General features: G+C 68.9%; 16 protein-coding genes. 12 read left to right on the top strand and 4 right to left on the bottom strand.

Translation table 11 applies throughout. The features are described from left to right. Position 1 precedes the first annotated feature (1 nt). The 3 genes from C882_RS23720 to C882_RS22275 are packed head-to-tail and all read right to left on the bottom strand — an operon-like array spanning position 2 to position 3,357. Positions 2–964 carry an FkbM family methyltransferase gene (locus tag C882_RS23720; RefSeq protein WP_009542957.1) on the bottom strand — a complete coding sequence of 321 codons (963 nt, stop codon included), beginning with the start codon at positions 962–964 and terminating at the stop codon, positions 2–4. A gap of 58 nt (positions 965–1,022) precedes the next feature. Further along, positions 1,023–2,096, bottom strand: coding sequence for a Gfo/Idh/MocA family protein (locus tag C882_RS22280; RefSeq protein ID WP_009542956.1), 1,074 nt, complete (start codon positions 2,094–2,096; stop codon positions 1,023–1,025). A gap of 16 nt (positions 2,097–2,112) precedes the next feature. After that, complete coding sequence (locus C882_RS22275; protein ID WP_009542955.1) at positions 2,113–3,357, bottom strand: class I SAM-dependent methyltransferase; 1,245 nt, start codon at positions 3,355–3,357, stop codon at positions 2,113–2,115. Positions 3,358–3,733: 376 nt separating this feature from the next. Between C882_RS22275 and C882_RS22270 the strand changes: the two genes are divergently transcribed. The 12 genes from C882_RS22270 to C882_RS22215 all read left to right on the top strand — a co-directional run bounded on the left by C882_RS22270 (position 3,734) and on the right by C882_RS22215 (position 15,753). Next, positions 3,734–5,431 carry an O-antigen ligase family protein gene (locus C882_RS22270; protein ID WP_160166809.1) on the top strand — a complete coding sequence of 566 codons (1,698 nt, stop codon included), beginning with the start codon at positions 3,734–3,736 and terminating at the stop codon, positions 5,429–5,431. Continuing rightward, the gene (locus C882_RS22265) at positions 5,431–6,366 is read left to right on the top strand and encodes a class I SAM-dependent methyltransferase (protein WP_009542952.1); all 936 of its coding nucleotides are present in this window, start codon (positions 5,431–5,433) and stop codon (positions 6,364–6,366) included. Before C882_RS22270 ends, C882_RS22265 begins: the two co-directional genes overlap by 1 nt. A 273-nt stretch (positions 6,367–6,639) precedes the next feature. Next, on the top strand, positions 6,640–7,467 hold the full coding sequence (locus tag C882_RS22260) for a DegT/DnrJ/EryC1/StrS family aminotransferase (RefSeq protein WP_009542951.1): 828 nt from the start codon (positions 6,640–6,642) through the stop codon (positions 7,465–7,467). A gap of 55 nt (positions 7,468–7,522) precedes the next feature. Continuing rightward, positions 7,523–8,452, top strand: a complete 930-nt coding sequence (locus C882_RS22255) for a dTDP-glucose 4,6-dehydratase (protein WP_160166808.1) — start codon at positions 7,523–7,525, stop codon at positions 8,450–8,452. Between the two features lie 15 nt (positions 8,453–8,467). Next, positions 8,468–9,439 carry a glycosyltransferase family 2 protein gene (locus C882_RS22250; RefSeq protein ID WP_009542949.1) on the top strand — a complete coding sequence of 324 codons (972 nt, stop codon included), beginning with the start codon at positions 8,468–8,470 and terminating at the stop codon, positions 9,437–9,439. After that, positions 9,420–10,493, top strand: coding sequence for a DegT/DnrJ/EryC1/StrS family aminotransferase (locus C882_RS22245; protein ID WP_009542948.1), 1,074 nt, complete (start codon positions 9,420–9,422; stop codon positions 10,491–10,493). Before C882_RS22250 ends, C882_RS22245 begins: the two co-directional genes overlap by 20 nt. Next, on the top strand, positions 10,490–11,224 hold the full coding sequence (locus tag C882_RS22240; RefSeq protein WP_009542947.1) for a WbqC family protein: 735 nt from the start codon (positions 10,490–10,492) through the stop codon (positions 11,222–11,224). Before C882_RS22245 ends, C882_RS22240 begins: the two co-directional genes overlap by 4 nt. Further along, complete coding sequence (locus C882_RS22235) at positions 11,221–12,372, top strand: methyltransferase domain-containing protein (protein WP_009542946.1); 1,152 nt, start codon at positions 11,221–11,223, stop codon at positions 12,370–12,372. Before C882_RS22240 ends, C882_RS22235 begins: the two co-directional genes overlap by 4 nt. 22 nt (positions 12,373–12,394) lie before the next feature. Next, positions 12,395–13,069: a class I SAM-dependent methyltransferase gene (locus tag C882_RS23715; protein WP_009542945.1), complete on the top strand. Its 675-nt coding sequence runs from the start codon at positions 12,395–12,397 to the stop codon at positions 13,067–13,069. Beyond that, entirely contained in the window at positions 13,066–14,109 is a 1,044-nt protein-coding gene (locus C882_RS22225) for an ATP-grasp domain-containing protein (RefSeq protein WP_009542944.1), read from the top strand. The genes C882_RS23715 and C882_RS22225 overlap by 4 nt, the downstream gene beginning before the upstream one ends. Then, positions 14,106–15,344, top strand: a complete 1,239-nt coding sequence (locus C882_RS23710; protein WP_009542943.1) for a metallophosphoesterase family protein — start codon at positions 14,106–14,108, stop codon at positions 15,342–15,344. The genes C882_RS22225 and C882_RS23710 overlap by 4 nt, the downstream gene beginning before the upstream one ends. A 31-nt stretch (positions 15,345–15,375) precedes the next feature. After that, positions 15,376–15,753, top strand: coding sequence for a hypothetical protein (locus C882_RS22215; RefSeq protein ID WP_009542942.1), 378 nt, complete (start codon positions 15,376–15,378; stop codon positions 15,751–15,753). A gap of 10 nt (positions 15,754–15,763) precedes the next feature. Here C882_RS22215 and C882_RS22210 read toward each other — a convergent pair. Next, positions 15,764–17,406, bottom strand: a 1,643-nt coding sequence (locus C882_RS22210) for a hypothetical protein (RefSeq protein WP_456059069.1), incomplete at its 5' end; no start/stop codon positions are given.

The following is a 17,406-nucleotide window of genomic DNA, read 5'->3' as shown; positions in this document are numbered from 1 at the left end:
ACTACCGCAGGCTCTTGAGCTGGTGGCCGCGCCGCCAGTGATACCGGCTCATCAGGATACCCAGTGACCGCTCCAGCACGTCGCGAAGACGTCCCATACGATGCGCCGGACGAAGAAGATCCAGCGCCATGGCATCGAACGCGTCGCACAACACGGGATCCGAGGGATGCGCGATGCGGACGATGTGGCTGGCAAGATCCGCATAACCCAGGGCCGCCAAGACGGTCGCCTTGGCAAGGGCACGGGGATCGTCCGCGTCGTAGGGCGCTCTCACCATGATGAGGTCGGCCCAGACCAGCCGATAAGCCGATGGACGCAGACGGTCGAAGCGATGGAAGCGGCGACAGGACGGGGAGATTTCGATGTCGACCAGTTCAAAGCTGCGATGGCGCAGGAAACCTGCAACCTCGTCGTACATGGCCTGGCCTTCGTACATCTCCACGAACTCGACCTCGGTTTTCACGACGCCGATCCTGTCCAGGATATCGCCGCCGCTCCGCAAGATGTCGAGTTCGTTGCCCTGCGTATCCAGCTTGAGGAAGTCGATGTGCGACAGCTTCTGCCGCTCCGCGAATTCAGCCAGAGTAACCGCCGGAACCTCGACCGTATCGACGATGTCGACCAGTTCCGACCAGTTGTCCGCCGCGAACTGCCCGAGAAGCGCAGCATTGGGCTTGAGGGTCGACGTCGCCCCCGCGCGGCGCGAGATGTTGAGCCGTGCAACACCAGAATGGCCGCAGACGGCGGCGGGAAAGCGCCGAAGCTCACCCGCTGCAAGAGCGGCCTGTGCATCGGCCGCGCCGCCGTCCAACTTTTCGAACTCGGCGGCATTGGGTTCGAAGCAGTAGGTGGCGCAGGCTGGCGCGATCCGCCGGATGTCGGCCGGACCGTTCCTGGCGCCGATGTCCACGGCAATGATCGGTGCGGCCTGCATCGCCACGCCATGGATGGAGTGGTTCGTCATGAGTGCAACTTACCTTCTCTCGGTGACCGGCCTTGCGGGCGTTACCTGCCCCGCGTGCTCACTGCGTTCTGCCCGCAACTGTTATGTTCACCACCTCGCCTGTCCGGGCGGATCGGCGGGCGGCTTCCATCAAATCCTGAACCCTGGCGCCGTCGGAAAAATCGGGCCGGAAGGAGGTCCCCTCCCGCACCGCCGCCAGGAAGCGCTCGGCCAGCGCACGGAAGGGCGGCAGGCGGCCATCGCCCTCGGCGGCGCCCGGCTCACGCCACGCCAGGTCCGCCGCGGAGCCCGCGCCTGTCAGCGTGAAACCTCTCATGTAATCGCTGCTGGCGTTGTCCAGAACCAGCGATCCGGTCTCCCCGGCCACATGCCACTGGTGGCGGTGGATGCCAGGCGCGGCGTTGCCGAAGGTCGCGTGGAACACCGTGCCCCCTGCGTGCTCCAGCCGCATGTGGACCGTGTCCTCGGCCGCTGCTGCGCCCGCGGGCGCGAAGGCGGCGGTCGCCTTGTTGTCAAAGGCGGCCCAAAGTCGGGTCGCCGGACCGAACAGCCATTCCGCCAGGTACAGAAGATGCGAGCCGAACAGCGTCATCACGCCACCCCCGGCCGTCGCATCGGACTTCCACGACCAAAGGCCATGCTTCTGGGCATAGGACTGCATGAGCCACGTCACGGTGGCGTGGCGCGGTGCCCCGATGATCCCGTCCCCCAGGGCCTGGTGAAGGCGACGGAACGGCGGCAACTCGGCGAACTGAAAATCCACCGCCGTCGGACGACCCGCGGATGCCGCCGCCTCGGCCATCCGGCGCGCGGCGGCGGCATCCGCGGCAAGCGGCTTCTCGCAAAGAACAGCGCAGCCCGCGTCCAAAGCGCGGAGAGCGGCAGCCTCGGCCTGATCGGGCGGCACGGCCAGCGTGACCACCTGGGGCCGGCGCGCCAGCAGGGCGTCGATGCCGGCCACGGCCAACGCCGGGTCGAGCCCCAGGCGCTCGGCGGCGTCAGCGGCCCTGGCGGGTTCCCGCGCGCCCAGGGCCACCACTTCCGTTTCCGGCAGAGCGGCCAGGGCGGGAACATGGACAGCGGCGCCGAAACCCAGCCCCAGAGTCGCCACCCGGACGGCACGACCCGCCATGGCCGGTTCCTCCGTCCTACGCCTCAACGATGCGCGGTTCGGGCAGCGGTGCGATGAACTTGCCCTTGTAGCCGCGCTTGCGCAGGTTGGCCGCCAGTTCATCGGCAATGTGCCACGACAGCAGCAGCGCGTACTCGGGCTGCTCGTCATACAGCTTCTGCTCGTCCAGCACCGGAATGCGCGTACCGGGGATGTACTTGTTCAGCTTGTGCGAGCCCGAGACTTCCATGACGGCTTCCATGATGCCGTCGTCCAGACCCAGGTAGTTGATAAGCGTCGAGGCCCGCGACGGAGCACCGATGCCGAAGATGCGCACGCCCGGCTGGCGGATTTCGTCCAGCAGCGCGTAGAGCTTGGTCTTCGACTGCACGACGCGCTCCTTGAAGGTGGTCAGCGCGCTGCCGTCGGTGATGCCGGCCTCGGCTTCCTTGGCCAGCTGCGCGGCGACCGACGGCTGGATCGGGCGCGCCCCCTTGCGGCAGGCATAGACGCGAATCGACCCGCCGTGGGTGGGAATCGGCTTGACGTGGAAGGCTTCCAGCCCGTGGCGCTCCAGCAGCGCGGACAGGCTGCCCAGGCTGTAGTAGCGCAGGTGCTCGTGGTAGACGGTGTCGTATTGCAGCGTCTCGACCAGATCCAGCAGGTAGTGGCTTTCCGAGACGAAGACGCCGTCGTCGCCCATCAGGTCCACGATGCCCTCGACCACGCCGTGCACGTTGCCGATGTGCGCGAAGACGTTGGCGGCGGTGACGATCTTGGCGCTGCCGTGCTTCGCCTTGACGGCGGCGGCCGTCTCCTTGCCGAAGTAGCCCTTCCAGGTGTCGATACCGCGCGACTGCGCGACGTCGCCGGCCTGCGAGGGCTCCACGCCCAGGACGCGATGGCCGCCCTCGTGGAAGTTGGACAGCAGCGTTCCGTCGTTGGAGCCGACGTCGATCACCAGGTCATCGGCAGCCAAGCCGACGATCTCCTGGCACTCGCGGTAGAGGTCGGCAAAGTTGTCGCGCAGGATGCGCGTGGTGCCGCTGAGGTAGGGGTAGCTGTGCGGGAACAGCACCTCGGGCGAGACTTCCAGCCCGATCTGGACCAGACCGCAGCCGCCGCAGCGAATCATCTCCAACGGGAACGCCGGCTGCTCCTCCGCCACTTCGCCAACGGGTGGCATCGTGTTCACGGGCGTGACGTAGCCGATGAAGAGAACGGGCGCAAGATTGCCGCTGTCGCAGATCTGACAGGCGGTGACGGGCGTGGAGTGCGGCACGGTTGTCCCCTGTTGGTTGTGCTGACGTCTTCCGGGCCGGCTATTCAGCCGAAACGCACGCCAGGAACTCGCATACGACGCGGACGGCGAACACTCCCCCGGATCCCCGCCGCATGGTGATAGAAAATGCTGGCGGACAATAGGGGCGCTCTTCCGGCGCTGTCAAGCAGGTGGGAGGCAGCCCCCATGCCGCCGGCACAGACCGCCTTCGGGCGGGCGGCCGCTGCTCCCGAAGGCTGGGCGGGCGTTGCCGCCGTTGCCTCCCCTCGGGAACGCTGCTAGTAGTCTTTCCCGAAGCCGACCGGGAAGGCCGCTCGACGTGCATTCCGGCGACGGGCATCTCCCCGACTACCGTGTCATGAATGGGAAGTTCTGCATGGCCTCTGCGATCTGGACTCGGTACCGGAATACGGTGTCGGCGCGGCAGGATGTTTCCGACTTTCTTGCGGCACTGGCCCTTACTTCTCTCTATTACGGGTTGTACACCCTTGCGGAAGTTGTCGGTGTCGACGCTATTCCCCGCTGGCCCGTCGGATACCTGTATCTGCTGGTTCTCTTGGGCGGGACGGTCTTCGCCTTCCTGCGGCCCGGGATCAGCGTTCTCGCCTGTCTGGCCCTGCTGCCGCTCACACGCGCGCCCGAAGTTCCCCACACCTTCACGACGGCCCCGGCGGACTACCTCATGGTCGGCATTGCCGCCCGCGTGGTGGTGATGGCCCTGTCGGACAAAACGCTGCGACACCGCCTGGTTTCGCCGGTGGCGATCTTCTTGGCGGTCTCGGCCGCGGCGGTGCTGTCGTTTCTCGTCAATATCGCCGAGCCGGACGGGCTGCCACTGAAGCTCCGCATTGCGGAAACGGTGGGAATCTCGCTCAGCGCCCTCTATCCATTCGCGATTGTGGGGATGATCCGCGCCGAGACAATGAAGCTCGCGCTCGTGATGCTGATTACGGGCTGCGCCTTCACGGTGCTGTTCGGCCTGCTCGGGGGACTGCAGACCATCGCCTGCCTGCTGCCGACCGGCGGCGACGCGCCCTTCGTAATTCCCGGCAGCCGGGTCAGCGGCCTGGCGGCTGATCCGAACCAGTTTGCCGCCCTGGCCGTCGCCCTCAGCGCCGCGGCGGCGGCCCTGCTGGAGTTCACGCGCGCCTCGCCCACGGTCAGCCGTGTGCGGCTGCCGGCGATAGTGCTGCTGCTGGTTACCGGCGGGACCATAATCCTGGCCGGATCGCGCACCGGGATGATCATCTACCTGCTGTTTTGCGCCATCTGGTTCCTGACGTCGTGGCGCCAGTTTCGGCTTGTCCCGGTGATTGCCGCCTGCACCGTCGCCGGCCTCTCGGCAACTGCCCTGTGGAGCCACCTGCCCTGCCCGCTGCGCGACGACCCCCTCATCATCCGGTTCGCGGAACGCAATGACGAAGCCGCCGTTCTGGCCCGCATGGCTGGTCAGGACGTGGGGGCGCCGACCGAGCAGCATCTGACCAACACGTTCTCCCAAGCCATCGAGACTTTGCCCAAAAAGGTGATTCAGAAGGATGGAGCCGGCGGAGAAGGCGGAGAAGGCGGAGAAGAAGAGGTCTCCCGGCAATTCGTCACCGACTTCGCTGCGACCCTCGCTGACGAGACATGGAAGCTTGCGGCGGCCATCGGCGCGGACAGCGCCCGCCAGAACCTGTGGCACTTCGCCGTGCTGCTGTGGGGAGAGAAGCCCTTGTTCGGCTGGGGCCCCGGCAACATGGCGGCGCAGACCCCCAACGGGTGGCGCGCCCACAACACCGTTTTGACGACCGCCGCGGAAATGGGCACGGTCGGCGTCGGTGCTTTGGTCCTGACGGCCGCCATTGTCGTTGTGGTCACCGTGCGGCGCCTGCGGTACAGCACCGTCGGCTGGCGAGGCTGGCTGCTGCTGCTGACGGGCCTGGTGGTGCTGAGCCTCAGCGCGATGTCGCAGGACAGTCTTCGTCAGGGCGCGGTGTGGGCCTTCGCCGGACTGGTCCTATGCCTGCCGCCGCCGCTCCACCGCTCTAAACTTGGGTCGGCGGGCGACCTGTCGACGGCCGGGAGGCATTGATGCACGATCGCCGCGCCTTGGAACCGGCCGACGCCGCCGCCGCTTCGAACATAATGACGCCCGAGGACCTGACCCGCTGGCTCGCGCCGCTGAGGGAGCCGACGGCCCTGGCCGCCATGGCCGGCCGGGCGGGATGCCTCGAGGCCCAGTGCCGTGCGCTGGTGGAAACCTTCGCGAACGAGGCCGAGACGTACGCGCCGCTCCTTCTGGAGCATCTGCGGCCCGGTGCGCGCGTGCTGGAGGTCGGAAGCGGCCTGGGCTTCCTCGCCAACTGGCTCAGCGCGCGGGACGTCGACCTGACAGCACTGGAACCGGCAGCGGGAGCATTCGATGTCTTCGACGCCCTGGCCAAGGACATCGCCGAACGGTCGGGGCCGAAGCAGCCCCGCAGACTCGCCATGACGGCCGAGGAACTGGACCCCGACACGCACGGCCGTTTCGACCTGATTTATTCCTTCAACGTGCTCGAGCACATCGCGGATCTGGATGCCGCCGTCGCGGCCATGGCGCGCGTTCTGGCGCCGGGCGGCACCATGCTGCACGTATGCCCCAACTACACCTTTCCCTACGAGCCGCACCTGGCCATTCCGCTTGTCCCCGGCGCGCCGGCCGCGACGCGACGGCTGTTCCCGCGGCGGGTGGCGGCGCAGCAGGGCGTATGGGACAGCCTGAACTTCATCACGGCGCGGCGCCTGCGGCGCCTGGCGCGGACCAACAGCCTGGAAATGACCCTGGCCCCGCCCCTGATGCCGGCCATGATCGAGCGCCTGGGCCAGGACCCCATCTTCGCGCGCCGTCACCTGGGCGAGGATGCAGGGCCGCTCGTTCCCCAGCTGATGCGGCTTTCCAGTACCCTCGGCGTTGCCGCCTTGCTCCGCCGGATTCCGCCATCGCTCCTGTCCCCGATGACCGTCATACTGCGTGCCAGGGGATGACGACGCATCACCACGCCGTGCCTGTCGCGCGCCCAGTCCCGGGCGCCGGATCGCGCGCGGTCCCCTGCATCTTCGATGTTGATCTCCATGACGTGCCGTGGCAGGGTTCGGGACCTTCTGGAGTAACCTTGCACCAGACAGGACCGGCGGCCGCCCAATCGGCTGTTCTTCCCGGGCCCATGCAGGGACCTTCCGCCCGGGCCGCCGTGCGAACCGCTTCGTCTCGCACGCCCCTTATCCAGCACCTTGCGAACCGCCGGCCGACGCGACCCCATGACTGAGACATTGAAAGTTCCCTTCTACCGGCACGACCTGACGGCCGACGACGCGAACGCGGTCGCCGCCGTCCTCGCCACACCCTTCCTCACATCAGGGTCCGTCGGACGCGAGGTCGAGGCGCAGATCGCCGCCTTCTTCGATGTGCCGCACGCGCTGCTGACCAACAGCTGGACGAACGGCGCCCTGGCCGTTCTGCTCGCCCTCGGCGTTAAGCCCGGGGACGAGGTGATCGTCCCGGCGATGACCTTCATCGCCAGCGCCAACGTGGCCGAGCTGCTGGGCGCCCGTCCCGTCTTCGTCGACGTCGACCCCAAGACGCTCCTGATGCGGCCGGAGGCCGTCGCCGCCGCCCTGACGCCGCGAACCAAGGTGGTCATGCCCGTCCACCTCTACGGACAGATGTGCGACATGCGGGGCATCCGGTCGGTCCTGGCCGAGCGCGAAGACGTCTTCCTGATCGAGGATTGCGCCCACTGTTTCGAGGGCACCCGCGGAGGAATGCGCCCCGGTCGGTGGTCGGACGCGGCCATCTTCTCCTTCTACGCGACCAAGAACGTGGCCTGCGGCGAGGGCGGCGCCATCATCTGCCGCGATTCCGACCTGTACGACCGGCTGCTGCAGACGCGCCTGCACGGCATGGACGCCGCCGCGATCCACCGCTATCAGAAGAACGCCTACCGCCACTGGGACATGATGCGCCTAGGCGTCAAGGCAAACCTGCCGGACCTTCTGGCGGCGCTCCTGCCTCCCCAGATCAAGAGCGTCGAGGCGCGGCTGGCGGTGCGCAAGGATCTCGTCGCCGGAACGCGCGCCTATCTTTGAAAGCTGCCAGCAGCCGGTGGAGCGCAGCGATATGCTGGGCGCGGGCGGGCGGCTCGTGATCTTGGTGACCGGCGGGCTCGGCTTCATCGGCAAGCACTTCGTCCAGCGTTGTATCGAACTGAACCACTGGGTCACCAACATTGATGTGGTGAACTACGCGGCCGACCGCGTGGTGAAGGATGCGTTCGAGACATCCGCCAACTATCGCTTCATCCAGGCGGATATCGCGACGCTCGACCACCTGCCGGAATGCGACGTCATCGTCAATTTCGCCGCCGAGTCCCACGTCGACAACTCCATCGTCGACAACGAGCGCTTCTGCGTGACCAACGTTCTCGGCGTCCAGCACCTGCTGGAACTGGCCCGCATGAAACAGCGGGGGGACCGTCCGCGGTTCATCCAGATCAGCACCGACGAGGTCTACGGCGACATCGCCGAGGGTGCCCACGACGAGACCGACCGGCCCTGCCCGTCCAACCCCTATGCCGCCACCAAGGCCGCGGCCGACATGCTGGTGATGAGTTGGGCGCGCACCTACGGCCTGGACACCAACATCATCCGGCCGACCAACAACTATGGTCCGCACCAGTATCCGGAAAAGCTCATCCCCAAGAGCTGTGCCCGCCTGACGCGAGGCAGGCCGGCCATCCTGCATGGGGACGGCAGCTACCAGCGCTGCTGGCTGCACGTCGACGACACGGTCGAGGCCGTTCTGAGCGTCGTCGCGAAGGGCCGGCCGAACACCATCTATAACGTCGCCGGCGACCTCCATGTCGCCAACATCGACATTCTGCGCCACCTCGCCCGGTTCTTCGAAATGCCCGATTCCCGTGCCTGGACCTTCGTCGAGGACCGCTCCGGCCAGGATCACCGCTACAGCCTTGACGATAGCCGCCTGCGCGCCCTCGGATGGGCGCCTCGGCGCGAGTTCACACGGGAACTGGAAAGCATCGCCAAGACCTTCGACTTCAAGCGGTTTCTCTGAAGGGTCACGAAGTTCATGCCAAGCGAGCGGCTGGCCTCCGCCGAAGCGGTCGAAATCTCCCTGGTCATGCCGGCCTACAACGAGGCGGCAGGCATTACGGACGTGGTGGAACGGGCCGCTGCCGTGCTGCGGGACATCGGCCGCCCCTTCGAGATCGTCGTGGTCGACGACGGCAGCACGGACGACACCATCCGGGTGCTGACGGAAACCCGGCGGACAGTGCCGGAACTGCGCATCCACCGGCTCAGGGTCAACGCCGGGCAGCACATCGCCACGGTCGCCGGCCTGAGGGCCGCGCGGGGCGCCCTCGTCCTGCTGACCGACGCCGACGAGCACGTGCCGCCCGAAAACATCCGTGCCCTGCTGACCGCCGCCGAGGCTGAACCCCATGCGGATGTCATCGCGGGCGCGCGCGCCCGGCGCAGCAGCGCCCGCCACCGCGACGTCGGCTCCCGCCTGGTGACCCTGCTGGTCAACCGCCTGACGCGCATGCGCCTGACCGATCCGGCCACCACGTTCCGGCTATTCCGGCGCTCGGCGGTGCACGAGATCCTGCAGGCCGACGTGCTGGCGCAGAACGTGCCCATCCTGGTCGGGTTCCTCCGCCTGCGCATTGTCGAGGTGCCGGTGACGGTGCGGCCTAGCGAGGTCCGTCGCAGCCGCTACGGCATCCTGCGGCTGGCGCATATCCTGTTCCTGGCGCTGCTGAATTTCTCGGCGGGAACCACCACCATTCTGTCGTTGATGGCGGTCGGCAGCCTCGCGGGTGCCACCGGGATCGCCGGGCTGGCGACCCTTGTCGCGCTGGGTGTCGCCTTGCAGCAGGAACTGCCGACCAACTGGCTCCTCTTCTTCGTACTTCTTCTCATCGTCGGGCTGCAGTTCGTCCTGGTGGGCGCGGTGGCCTACAAGGTCGAGCGCATCAACATGAACCTGCGGTTTCGGCGGCAACTGGAAGCGACGCGCCATGACGCCGACGACGATTGAGGGACTGCCCGACGGCCGCCCGGCCCTCGCCGCCGGGCGCGGCACCGCCGCCCTTATGGTGGCCGTGGCCGGCCTCGGTCTCGGCGGGCGGGAGATGCTCGTGCCGGCGAACCTCTGCCCCATCGCCGTCGCCGGCCTCATCTGGGCCGGGGTCCGGCCGGTCCTGCACGACGTCGATCCGGAAACGGGCAACGCCCGGCCCGACGATATCGCCCGCGCCTGGCGGCCCGGCTGCGCCGCCGTGCTGGTCGTGCACAACTTCGGCATGCCTGTGGCCGTCGATGCCGTCGCCACCTGGGCGGCCAAGACCGGTGTAACCGTGCTGGAGGACTGCTGCAACGCGCCCGGCGCCACGGTCGCGGGGCGCCCGGTGGGCACCTTTTCTGCGGCCGCCGTCTATGCCTTCGGCGGCAGCAAGATCATCGACGCCGGCGGAGGCGGTGCCGTTTCCGCCGGCGATCCCGCCGTCCTGGAGGCGATCGCGGCGTGGCTTGCCGATCAGCCGGAGCAGGACGACGCCGACCGCGCCGCGGATGCCGCCATGGAGGCGGCCCTGCGGCGCCTGCGCGTCGATCCCGATGCCACGCCCGCCGCCATCCGCCGGGTCTACGAGGATTACCGCCCCCACGCCGCCCGGCGGCTGGACGCGGCGGGGGCGGCGCGGATCGCGGCGGCGCTTGCCGCGCTTCCACAGGCGGCGGCGACGCGGCGGGAGCAGGCGGCACGGTGGCAGGCGTTGCTGGAGGGCGGCCCGGCGCGGCCCGTTGCGGTTCCGGCCGGCGCCGTTCCCTGGCGCTTCAACATTCTGGTGGACCCCGAGCGGCGTGACGCCCTGGTGGCGGCCCTGCGCCGCGCCGGCCACCCGTGCAGCACGTGGTATCCGCCCGTCGCGGCGCTGTTCTCCGGCGAGACCGGCGGCCCCGGCACCTACCCCGGGGCCCGGCGCTTCGCCGCCGGCGTCGTCAACCTGTGGGTGGACGGTTCCCAGTCGGCGGCGGCGATGGAGGCCACGGCCCGCGAGATTCTCACCGTGCTGGAGGCGCCGCGGCCATGATCCTCTCGACCATCCAGCCCAGCTTCCTGCCGTGGCTCGGGTATCTGGAGCAGGCGGCGCGGGCCGACCTGTTCGTCTACCTCGACGACGTGCAATACACCAAGCAGGACTGGCGGAACCGCAACCGCTTCAAGACCCCCGAGGGGCGTGTCGAGTTCCTGACGGTGCCTGTCACCTTTTCCGACCGCGACCGCACACTGATCCGCGACGTGCCCATCGCCCGCCAGCCCGGCTGGCAGCGCAAGCTTTTGAACCGGCTGGAGTCCTGGTACCGCAAGGCTCCCGCCTTCGATGCGGTGTTTCCGGCGGTGCGGGATATCCTGTCGGCCGACCACGCGCGGCTGATCGACCTCGACGTCGCCCTGACGACGTACCTGTTCGACGCCATGGGCATCGACACGCCCACCGCCTTCGCGTCGGAGGTGCCGGACAAGTCGCCGGACAAGAACCGCAAGCTGATCGACATCTGCCACCACTTCGGCGCCGACGTGCTGTACGACGGCGCCGCGGCGGCGGCCTTCATCGACACCGAGCTGTTCCGGAGCGAGGGCATCACCGTGATTTTCCAGGACTACCGCCCGGCCCCCTACCCGCAGGTCGGCGGCGGAGACTTCGTCAGCCACCTGTCGGCGTTGGACGCGCTGTTCAACTGCGGCGACGGCAGCCGCGACGTCCTGCTGGCCAGTCTGGCGCCGCCGGGCCTGCCGGCGCGGTGTGAGGTATCCCGATGACACCGCGCTGCCCCGCCTGCGATGCCACGGACTGGCGCCCCCTGCTCGACCTGCCGGGACGGCCGTCCCTGGCGACCGACCTGCGGACACTGGCACGCCCGCTCAGCAAGGTCGTCTGCGGCGGATGCGGCATGGCGGCCAACGCCGAACACCGCGGCGACGTCGCGATCGCGGACTACGAGAACGACTACGGCCTGAACACCACGGGCGCAGAGGAACACGTCTACTTCACGGCCGATGGGCCGATTTCCCGCTCCCAGGCCATCATCGACTGGATGCGGCCCCACCTTACCGCGTCGCCGGGCGCGGTGCTTGAGGTCGGATGCGGACAAGGCAACCTGCTGGCCCGGCTGCGCGATGCCTTTCCCGGGTCCCGCGTGTCCGGCTGCGAGGCCAGCCGCGAGGCGGTCGCCCTGGCCCGGTCGCGCGGCCTGGACGCCATGCAGAGGGCCGTGGCGCCCCATCTTCCGTCCCTGCCCGAGGCGGACCTGGTCATCAGCTTCGGCGTACTGGAGCATGTGGAGGACGCGGCGTTCTTCCTCCGGGCACTGCGCCGGGCCTGCCGCCCCGGCGGCCGCGCGATCATTTCGGTTCCGGTCCAGGAAGACGGCGGTTACGATCTTTTCTTCGAGGACCACGTCTGGCACTTCACCGCCCCCCATCTCGCCGCCGCCGCGCGCCGGGCGGGGTGGCGCGTCCTGACCGTGGAAACGGGGCATCCGGTCGTTCAGGGATTCGGGCTGCTCGTCTGCGATCCGGGCGCCGACGATGATGCATCTTCCGCCCCTCCCACCGCCGACACGGGCGGCCTGAATGCGCGGAACCGCGACACCTGGATGGCGCGCTTCGAAGAGACGAATGGCCGCCTGGCGAACCTGCGCGACCGTCCCCTGGCGGTTTTTGGCGCCGGCGAGATGTTCGCCCTGCTGCACACCTACACCGACCTCGGCCGCTGCCGCATCGAACGGCTGATCGACGACGACGCGGCGCGCCACGGCCGGCGGCTGCGCGGCGTCGCGGTGACGGGCCGCGACTGGCTGGCCGCCCATCCCGAGGTGCCTGTGTTCGTTGCCGTTAATCCGCGTTACCATCGCGCCATCGCCGACGGCCTTTCGCCGTTTCGTGGGCGCCTGACCTTCTGGTGCTGACCCTCCGACGAAAAGCCCGACCATGGATTATCTCTCCAAGCAGGAAAGCCGCCGCGTCGCCGGTCTCTACGACGCGCGCATCGCCGAGCACGGCCTCACGGTCGACGCGCTCAAGTCCGGTGGGGCGGGAAAGCAGTGGGTGCGCCATGCCGTCCACGCCGAAGCCTTCGACCTGAACGGCCTGCATGTGCTTGATGTCGGATGCGGCATCGCCATGTTCTACCGCTTCCTGCGCCGGCGCGGCGTGACCCCGGCATCCTACACCGGGATCGACATCGTGCCCGACTTCCTTGAGGCCAACCGCGCCGCCTTTCCCGAGGCGCGGTTCCTGTCCATGGACATCTTCAACGATCCGTTGGACGATCTGCGCCCCGACGTGGTGTTCATGTCGCAGGTGTTCAACAACAAGTACGACACGGCCGACAACGAGGCCGTGGCCCGCGCCGCCGTGGCGCGGTTCTTCGGGGCCGCGCGGGTCGGGCTGGTGATCGACTTCATGTCCACCTACGTCGACTGGCAGGACGCCGACCTGCACTACTTCAACCCGGAGCAGACCTTCGCCTTCGGCAAGACGCTGACCCGCTTTGTCGAGACCCGGCACGACTACCTGCCCTTCGAGCACACGCTCATCCTGCGCAAGGCGCCCCGCTTCGCCATCCCCGACGACGCCACCGCCCGCGAGGCCTATGAACCATGACCGGACGCGCCGTCTCCGCCATCGATCCGGTGCGCGTGCTGGTCACCGGCATGGGCAATCCGCTCGGCCAGAACATCTACAAGGCGCTGAAGATGTCGGCCCTGCCCATACGCATCTGGGTGATGGACGCCGTGCCCTTCTCCGCCGGGCTGACGTGGGAGCCCGACAGCGTGGTCGCGCCGCTGGTGCGGGCGCCCGGCTACCTGGAGGAGTTCACGGATTTCCTCGGCCGCAACGCCATCGACATCGTGTTCTTCGGCACCGAGGCTGAGCCCGACGCCCTGCGCCCGCACCTGGACGCCGTTACCGCCCGCACCAGCACCGCCTTCGCGCTGAACGGCGCCGACGTGCTGCGCGTCGCCGACGACAAGTACCTGACGGCGCTCGCCCTGGCCGAGGCGGGGCTGGACCATCCGGCATCGGCCCCCGGCGAGGACGCCGACGCCGCCCTGGCCCTGGCGGAACGCGCCGGATACCCGCTTATCGCCAAGCCCCGGCGCGGATCGGCGGCACGCGGCCTGTTCCGCATTGCCGACCGGAACGACCTGCTGCCCCATTTGCGGCCGGGCGTGGTCATTCAGGAATGCCTTCTGCCCGACGACCAGGAATACACCGTCGGCCTGTACCGGACGCGCGAAGGGCGCACCGTCGCCTCGACCGTCATTCTGCGGAACCTGAATTTCGGCCTTACCTACAAGGGCGTGCTGTCGCCGCATCCCGCGATCGAATCCTATGCGGCCGAGGTCGCGGCGGCGCTGGGCGCCGTCGGCTCGGTCAACGTCCAGTTGCGGCTGACGGCGCGCGGGCCGGTCGCCTTCGAGGTCAATCCGCGGTTCAGCAGCACGACCCCCATCCGCGCCCACTTCGGCGCCAACGAGCCCGAACTGGCCATCCGCGAACTGGTGCTGGGCGAGGACCCGGCGCCGGTGGCGGCGCGTCCGGGCGCCGTCCTGCGCCACTGGTCGGAACAGTACCTGGAGGCCGAAGAGTACGATGCCCTCGCCGCCCGCGACCTGACGGCCTGGAAGGGATCGGCATGACGCGACTCGCCCTGATCGCCGATGTCCACGGCAACCTGCCGGCGCTGGAGGCCGTGGTGGAGGCCATCGGCGACCGCGTGGACGGGTGGATCTGCGCGGGCGACATCGCCGGCCACCTGCCCATGGTGGACGAGGTGACGGCACTGCTGCGCCGGATCGGCACCGTCTGCGTGCGGGGCAATCACGACCATGCGCTTGTCGAGGGTCGGCCCATCCGCGGCAGCTCCGCCGCGACCCGCGCGCTCCAGATCCTCCGCCGCTTCATCACCGACGAGACGCGGGCGTGGCTCGCCACACTGCCGACCCACCTGGACCTGGAAGTCGACGGCCGGCGGATCGCCGTGCGCCATGGCGGTCCCCGCGACCAGCTGGACGAGAAGGTGCGCAGCGTGGACGAGGAGCTTCGTGCCTTCGCCGCCGGGCGCATTGTCGTTTTGGGGAACACCCACCGGCCGATGGTCGACATTGGCGCCGATCATGCGGTCATCAACCCGGGCGCCGTCGGCCTGCCCGTCGATGGCGATCGCAGGGCACAGGCGATGATCCTCGATGTCGAGACCCGCACGGTGGAGGAGGTCCGCGTCACCTATGACCCCGCGCCGGTCCAGGACCGCATGCGCGCGCTTGGATACGACGAACGCTACCCCAATTGCCTGGAGACCGGCCGCTGGGTCGGGTTTCGCGGAGCACCCCCGCCGGTGCGCATAATCATCGCCGGCGCGGCCCTGTACGGCGAGATGATCGCGGAGCTGATCGCCCTGCGGGACGACACCGAGCTGGCCGGCTTCGTCGATGACAGGGTCACGGGACAGTTTGCCGGCGCGCCGGTGCTGGGCACCCTCGATCAGCTTGCGGCCATCGCCGACGCGGAAGGCGTGGTCGATGTCGCCGTCGCCATGGGCGAGAACGCCACCCGGCGCCGGGTGGCGGCGCGGGTGTGGCAGTCCGGCGTGCGGCCGGCCCGCCTTGTCCATCCGGCCGCCACCGTCTCGCCCACCGCGCGGCTCGGCCTTGGCTGCATCGTCGATGCCGGCGCCTACGTCGGCCCCCATTGCGTGCTGGACGAGGGCGTCTCGGTATGGCCTCGGGCGGTGGTGTCCCACCAGACACGGGCCGGCGCCTATGCCAGCGTCAAGCCGGGCGCCGTGATCGGCGGCGAAAGCCAGATCGCGCCCGAGGAGAAGGTCGCCCTGGGCGCCGTCTGGCCGTCGTACTCGATCATCGGGACGCGGTGACCAAGCGCGCCCATCGGTAGGAGACCCTTACATGCTGCTCGGCTGGTTCATGGTGGCGATGACCATCATCCTGACCGTTTTCGGCCAGATCATCGTCAAGTGGCAGATCGCCAAGGCCGCCCCTCCCGCGGCGAAGACGTGGGAGTTGATCACCTGGGTCTTCCAAATGGCGCTCAACCCTTGGCTCATCCTGGTATTCGTCATGGTCTTCACGGCGGGCGGCGCATGGTTCGTGGCGATGTCGCGACTGCCGCTCAGCCACACCTACCCCGTCATGGGCCTTACCTTCCCCCTGGTCGTCATCGGCAGCGCCCTGCTTCTGGGCGAGCGGGTATCGCTGACGCAGGCGGCCGGAACGGCCCTTGTGGTGACCGGCGTCGTCGTTCTCGGCTACGCGGCAACGCGGTAGCGCCCGAACATCAGTCGGCCGAACGACCGACGGCCGACGCCGCCCCGGTATCGCCCCGCTGCGACGGGACCGTGTCGAGCGCGTAGAGGGCGAAATCGCCGGTCCGATGCATCAGGGGGAAATGATCGGGCATGGGCCGATCCGCGGCCACCAAGGCGAAGTATCCGTCATGGCCCGGCACCACGTCGTCCGGCGGCCTCAGCCCATCAAGCACGGCGGCATTGGCAGCCAGTCGGGCATCGCGGGCCGTATCATCGAACGTCAGCGGCGAATTCAGCCAGCCGGAGATGAACACCTCCCGGCGGCCCCGCGCGGCGAAACCGTTGTAGCCTTCCAGCATGCCGACGCCGGGCCCCGTCTGGTCGGTGAAGATCAGCGCGCCGACGGGCGTTCGTTCAGCAACGGCCCGCCAAGCCGCCGCCAATGCGGGCGTGAACGGTGCCGACAGGCGCGGCTCGTAGCGCGCCACCGCGACCGCCGAGGACAGCACGAGCAGTCCGAGACAGGCCGCCGCCACGGCGCTGCGCCCGCCGCGCAGGCCGGCCAGCCCGGTGGCGGCCGCAGCGCCCGCGAACAGGGCAAGCGCGAGCCACAGGCGCGGTGCGAAAACCGCCTGGACCCAGCCCGGAAGTCCATAGGTCCAGGGAAAGCCTGTCCACAACGCGGCGCACAGGGTACCGGCCGCCGCCGCGACGCAGGCGGAAAGGCGGCCCCGGCCCTCCTCCGGTCGCGCGACAAGATCGGCCGCCAGAATGACGAAGAGCGCCATCCGGTCGATCAGCGCCCAGGTCGGCAGGACCCAGTAGAACAGCATGACGGCCGCGACCGCCAAGGCCGCCAGCGCGGGAAGGCGTCGCGCCAGGGCCGCGACGACCGCGACTTCGGCCACCAGCAGAGCCATCTGCTGGCCCGCGAGGTAGCCCGGCAAGGCGCCGAGGCTGGCGATCACGGCGAACGGCTGGAAACCCGGCACGAGGACGACGGCGAGAAAGTCCCGGTAGAGGATCAGAAGAAGCGCGGTCAATGCCGCCGCACCGGCGCCCAGGCTCACCAGCATTCTGCGGTTCTGGCGCCAAAGCGGCACAAGGGCGGCGGCCGGGCCGAGCGCCGCCACGGCCGGCAACAGGAATACCTTGCTCAGCAGGCTCGTCAGCCCGGCGACCACGGTCACCATAACGGGCGCCCCCGCCGTTTCCCAGCGGCGCACCAGCAGGAGGGCGAAGGCCGGAAGCACCGGTAGCGACAGCGCCGCCGGCGGCGATTCCACGAGCCAGTCGACATAGGGCAAGGCGCCCGCCAGCACGCCGCCAGCCAGAAGGGCGCGCCCGAGCCCGGGCCCAGGCGTCCCTCCCGCCTGCACCGCCATGGCCACGATCGCGCCGACGATGCCGAAGGTCGGAAGCATCACCGCGAAGACGAGAAACGGCTCGACGCCCGGCACCCACGCCACCGACGCCCCGATCAAGGCCGGTGGCGTGTTGAGGAAGCCGAAGGTCATGCCGGCGTTCCGCAGGTCGATGAGCGGCAGCGCCTGGACCTGCGCCCCGATCATCAGGGCGATGTAGGTCGTCGTGTCGCCGAAGGTCTGACCGTTCAACAGGTCCGTCGGTCGTAAGCGTCCGGCCTCCCCACCTTCAAACGTAGTTACGGCCG

The sequence above is a fragment of the Caenispirillum salinarum AK4 genome (assembly GCF_000315795.1).
GTDB classification, from domain to species: domain Bacteria; phylum Pseudomonadota; class Alphaproteobacteria; order Rhodospirillales; family Rhodospirillaceae; genus Caenispirillum; species Caenispirillum salinarum.
Note: the sequence above shows the minus strand (reverse complement) of the source record. Positions and strands in the feature narration are given on the sequence as shown.

Coding starts and splice junctions, on each gene's coding strand:
- C882_RS23720 (WP_009542957.1), bottom strand. CDS start 964: ATGACGAACCACTCCATCCATGGCGTGGCGATGCAGGCCGCACCGATC.
- C882_RS22280 (WP_009542956.1), bottom strand. CDS start 2,096: ATGGCGGGTCGTGCCGTCCGGGTGGCGACTCTGGGGCTGGGTTTCGGC.
- C882_RS22270 (WP_160166809.1), top strand. CDS start 3,734: ATGGCCTCTGCGATCTGGACTCGGTACCGGAATACGGTGTCGGCGCGG.
- C882_RS22265 (WP_009542952.1), top strand. CDS start 5,431: ATGCACGATCGCCGCGCCTTGGAACCGGCCGACGCCGCCGCCGCTTCG.
- C882_RS22260 (WP_009542951.1), top strand. CDS start 6,640: ATGACTGAGACATTGAAAGTTCCCTTCTACCGGCACGACCTGACGGCC.
- C882_RS22250 (WP_009542949.1), top strand. CDS start 8,468: ATGCCAAGCGAGCGGCTGGCCTCCGCCGAAGCGGTCGAAATCTCCCTG.
- C882_RS22245 (WP_009542948.1), top strand. CDS start 9,420: ATGACGCCGACGACGATTGAGGGACTGCCCGACGGCCGCCCGGCCCTC.
- C882_RS22240 (WP_009542947.1), top strand. CDS start 10,490: ATGATCCTCTCGACCATCCAGCCCAGCTTCCTGCCGTGGCTCGGGTAT.
- C882_RS22235 (WP_009542946.1), top strand. CDS start 11,221: ATGACACCGCGCTGCCCCGCCTGCGATGCCACGGACTGGCGCCCCCTG.
- C882_RS23715 (WP_009542945.1), top strand. CDS start 12,395: ATGGATTATCTCTCCAAGCAGGAAAGCCGCCGCGTCGCCGGTCTCTAC.
- C882_RS22225 (WP_009542944.1), top strand. CDS start 13,066: ATGACCGGACGCGCCGTCTCCGCCATCGATCCGGTGCGCGTGCTGGTC.
- C882_RS23710 (WP_009542943.1), top strand. CDS start 14,106: ATGACGCGACTCGCCCTGATCGCCGATGTCCACGGCAACCTGCCGGCG.
- C882_RS22215 (WP_009542942.1), top strand. CDS start 15,376: ATGCTGCTCGGCTGGTTCATGGTGGCGATGACCATCATCCTGACCGTT.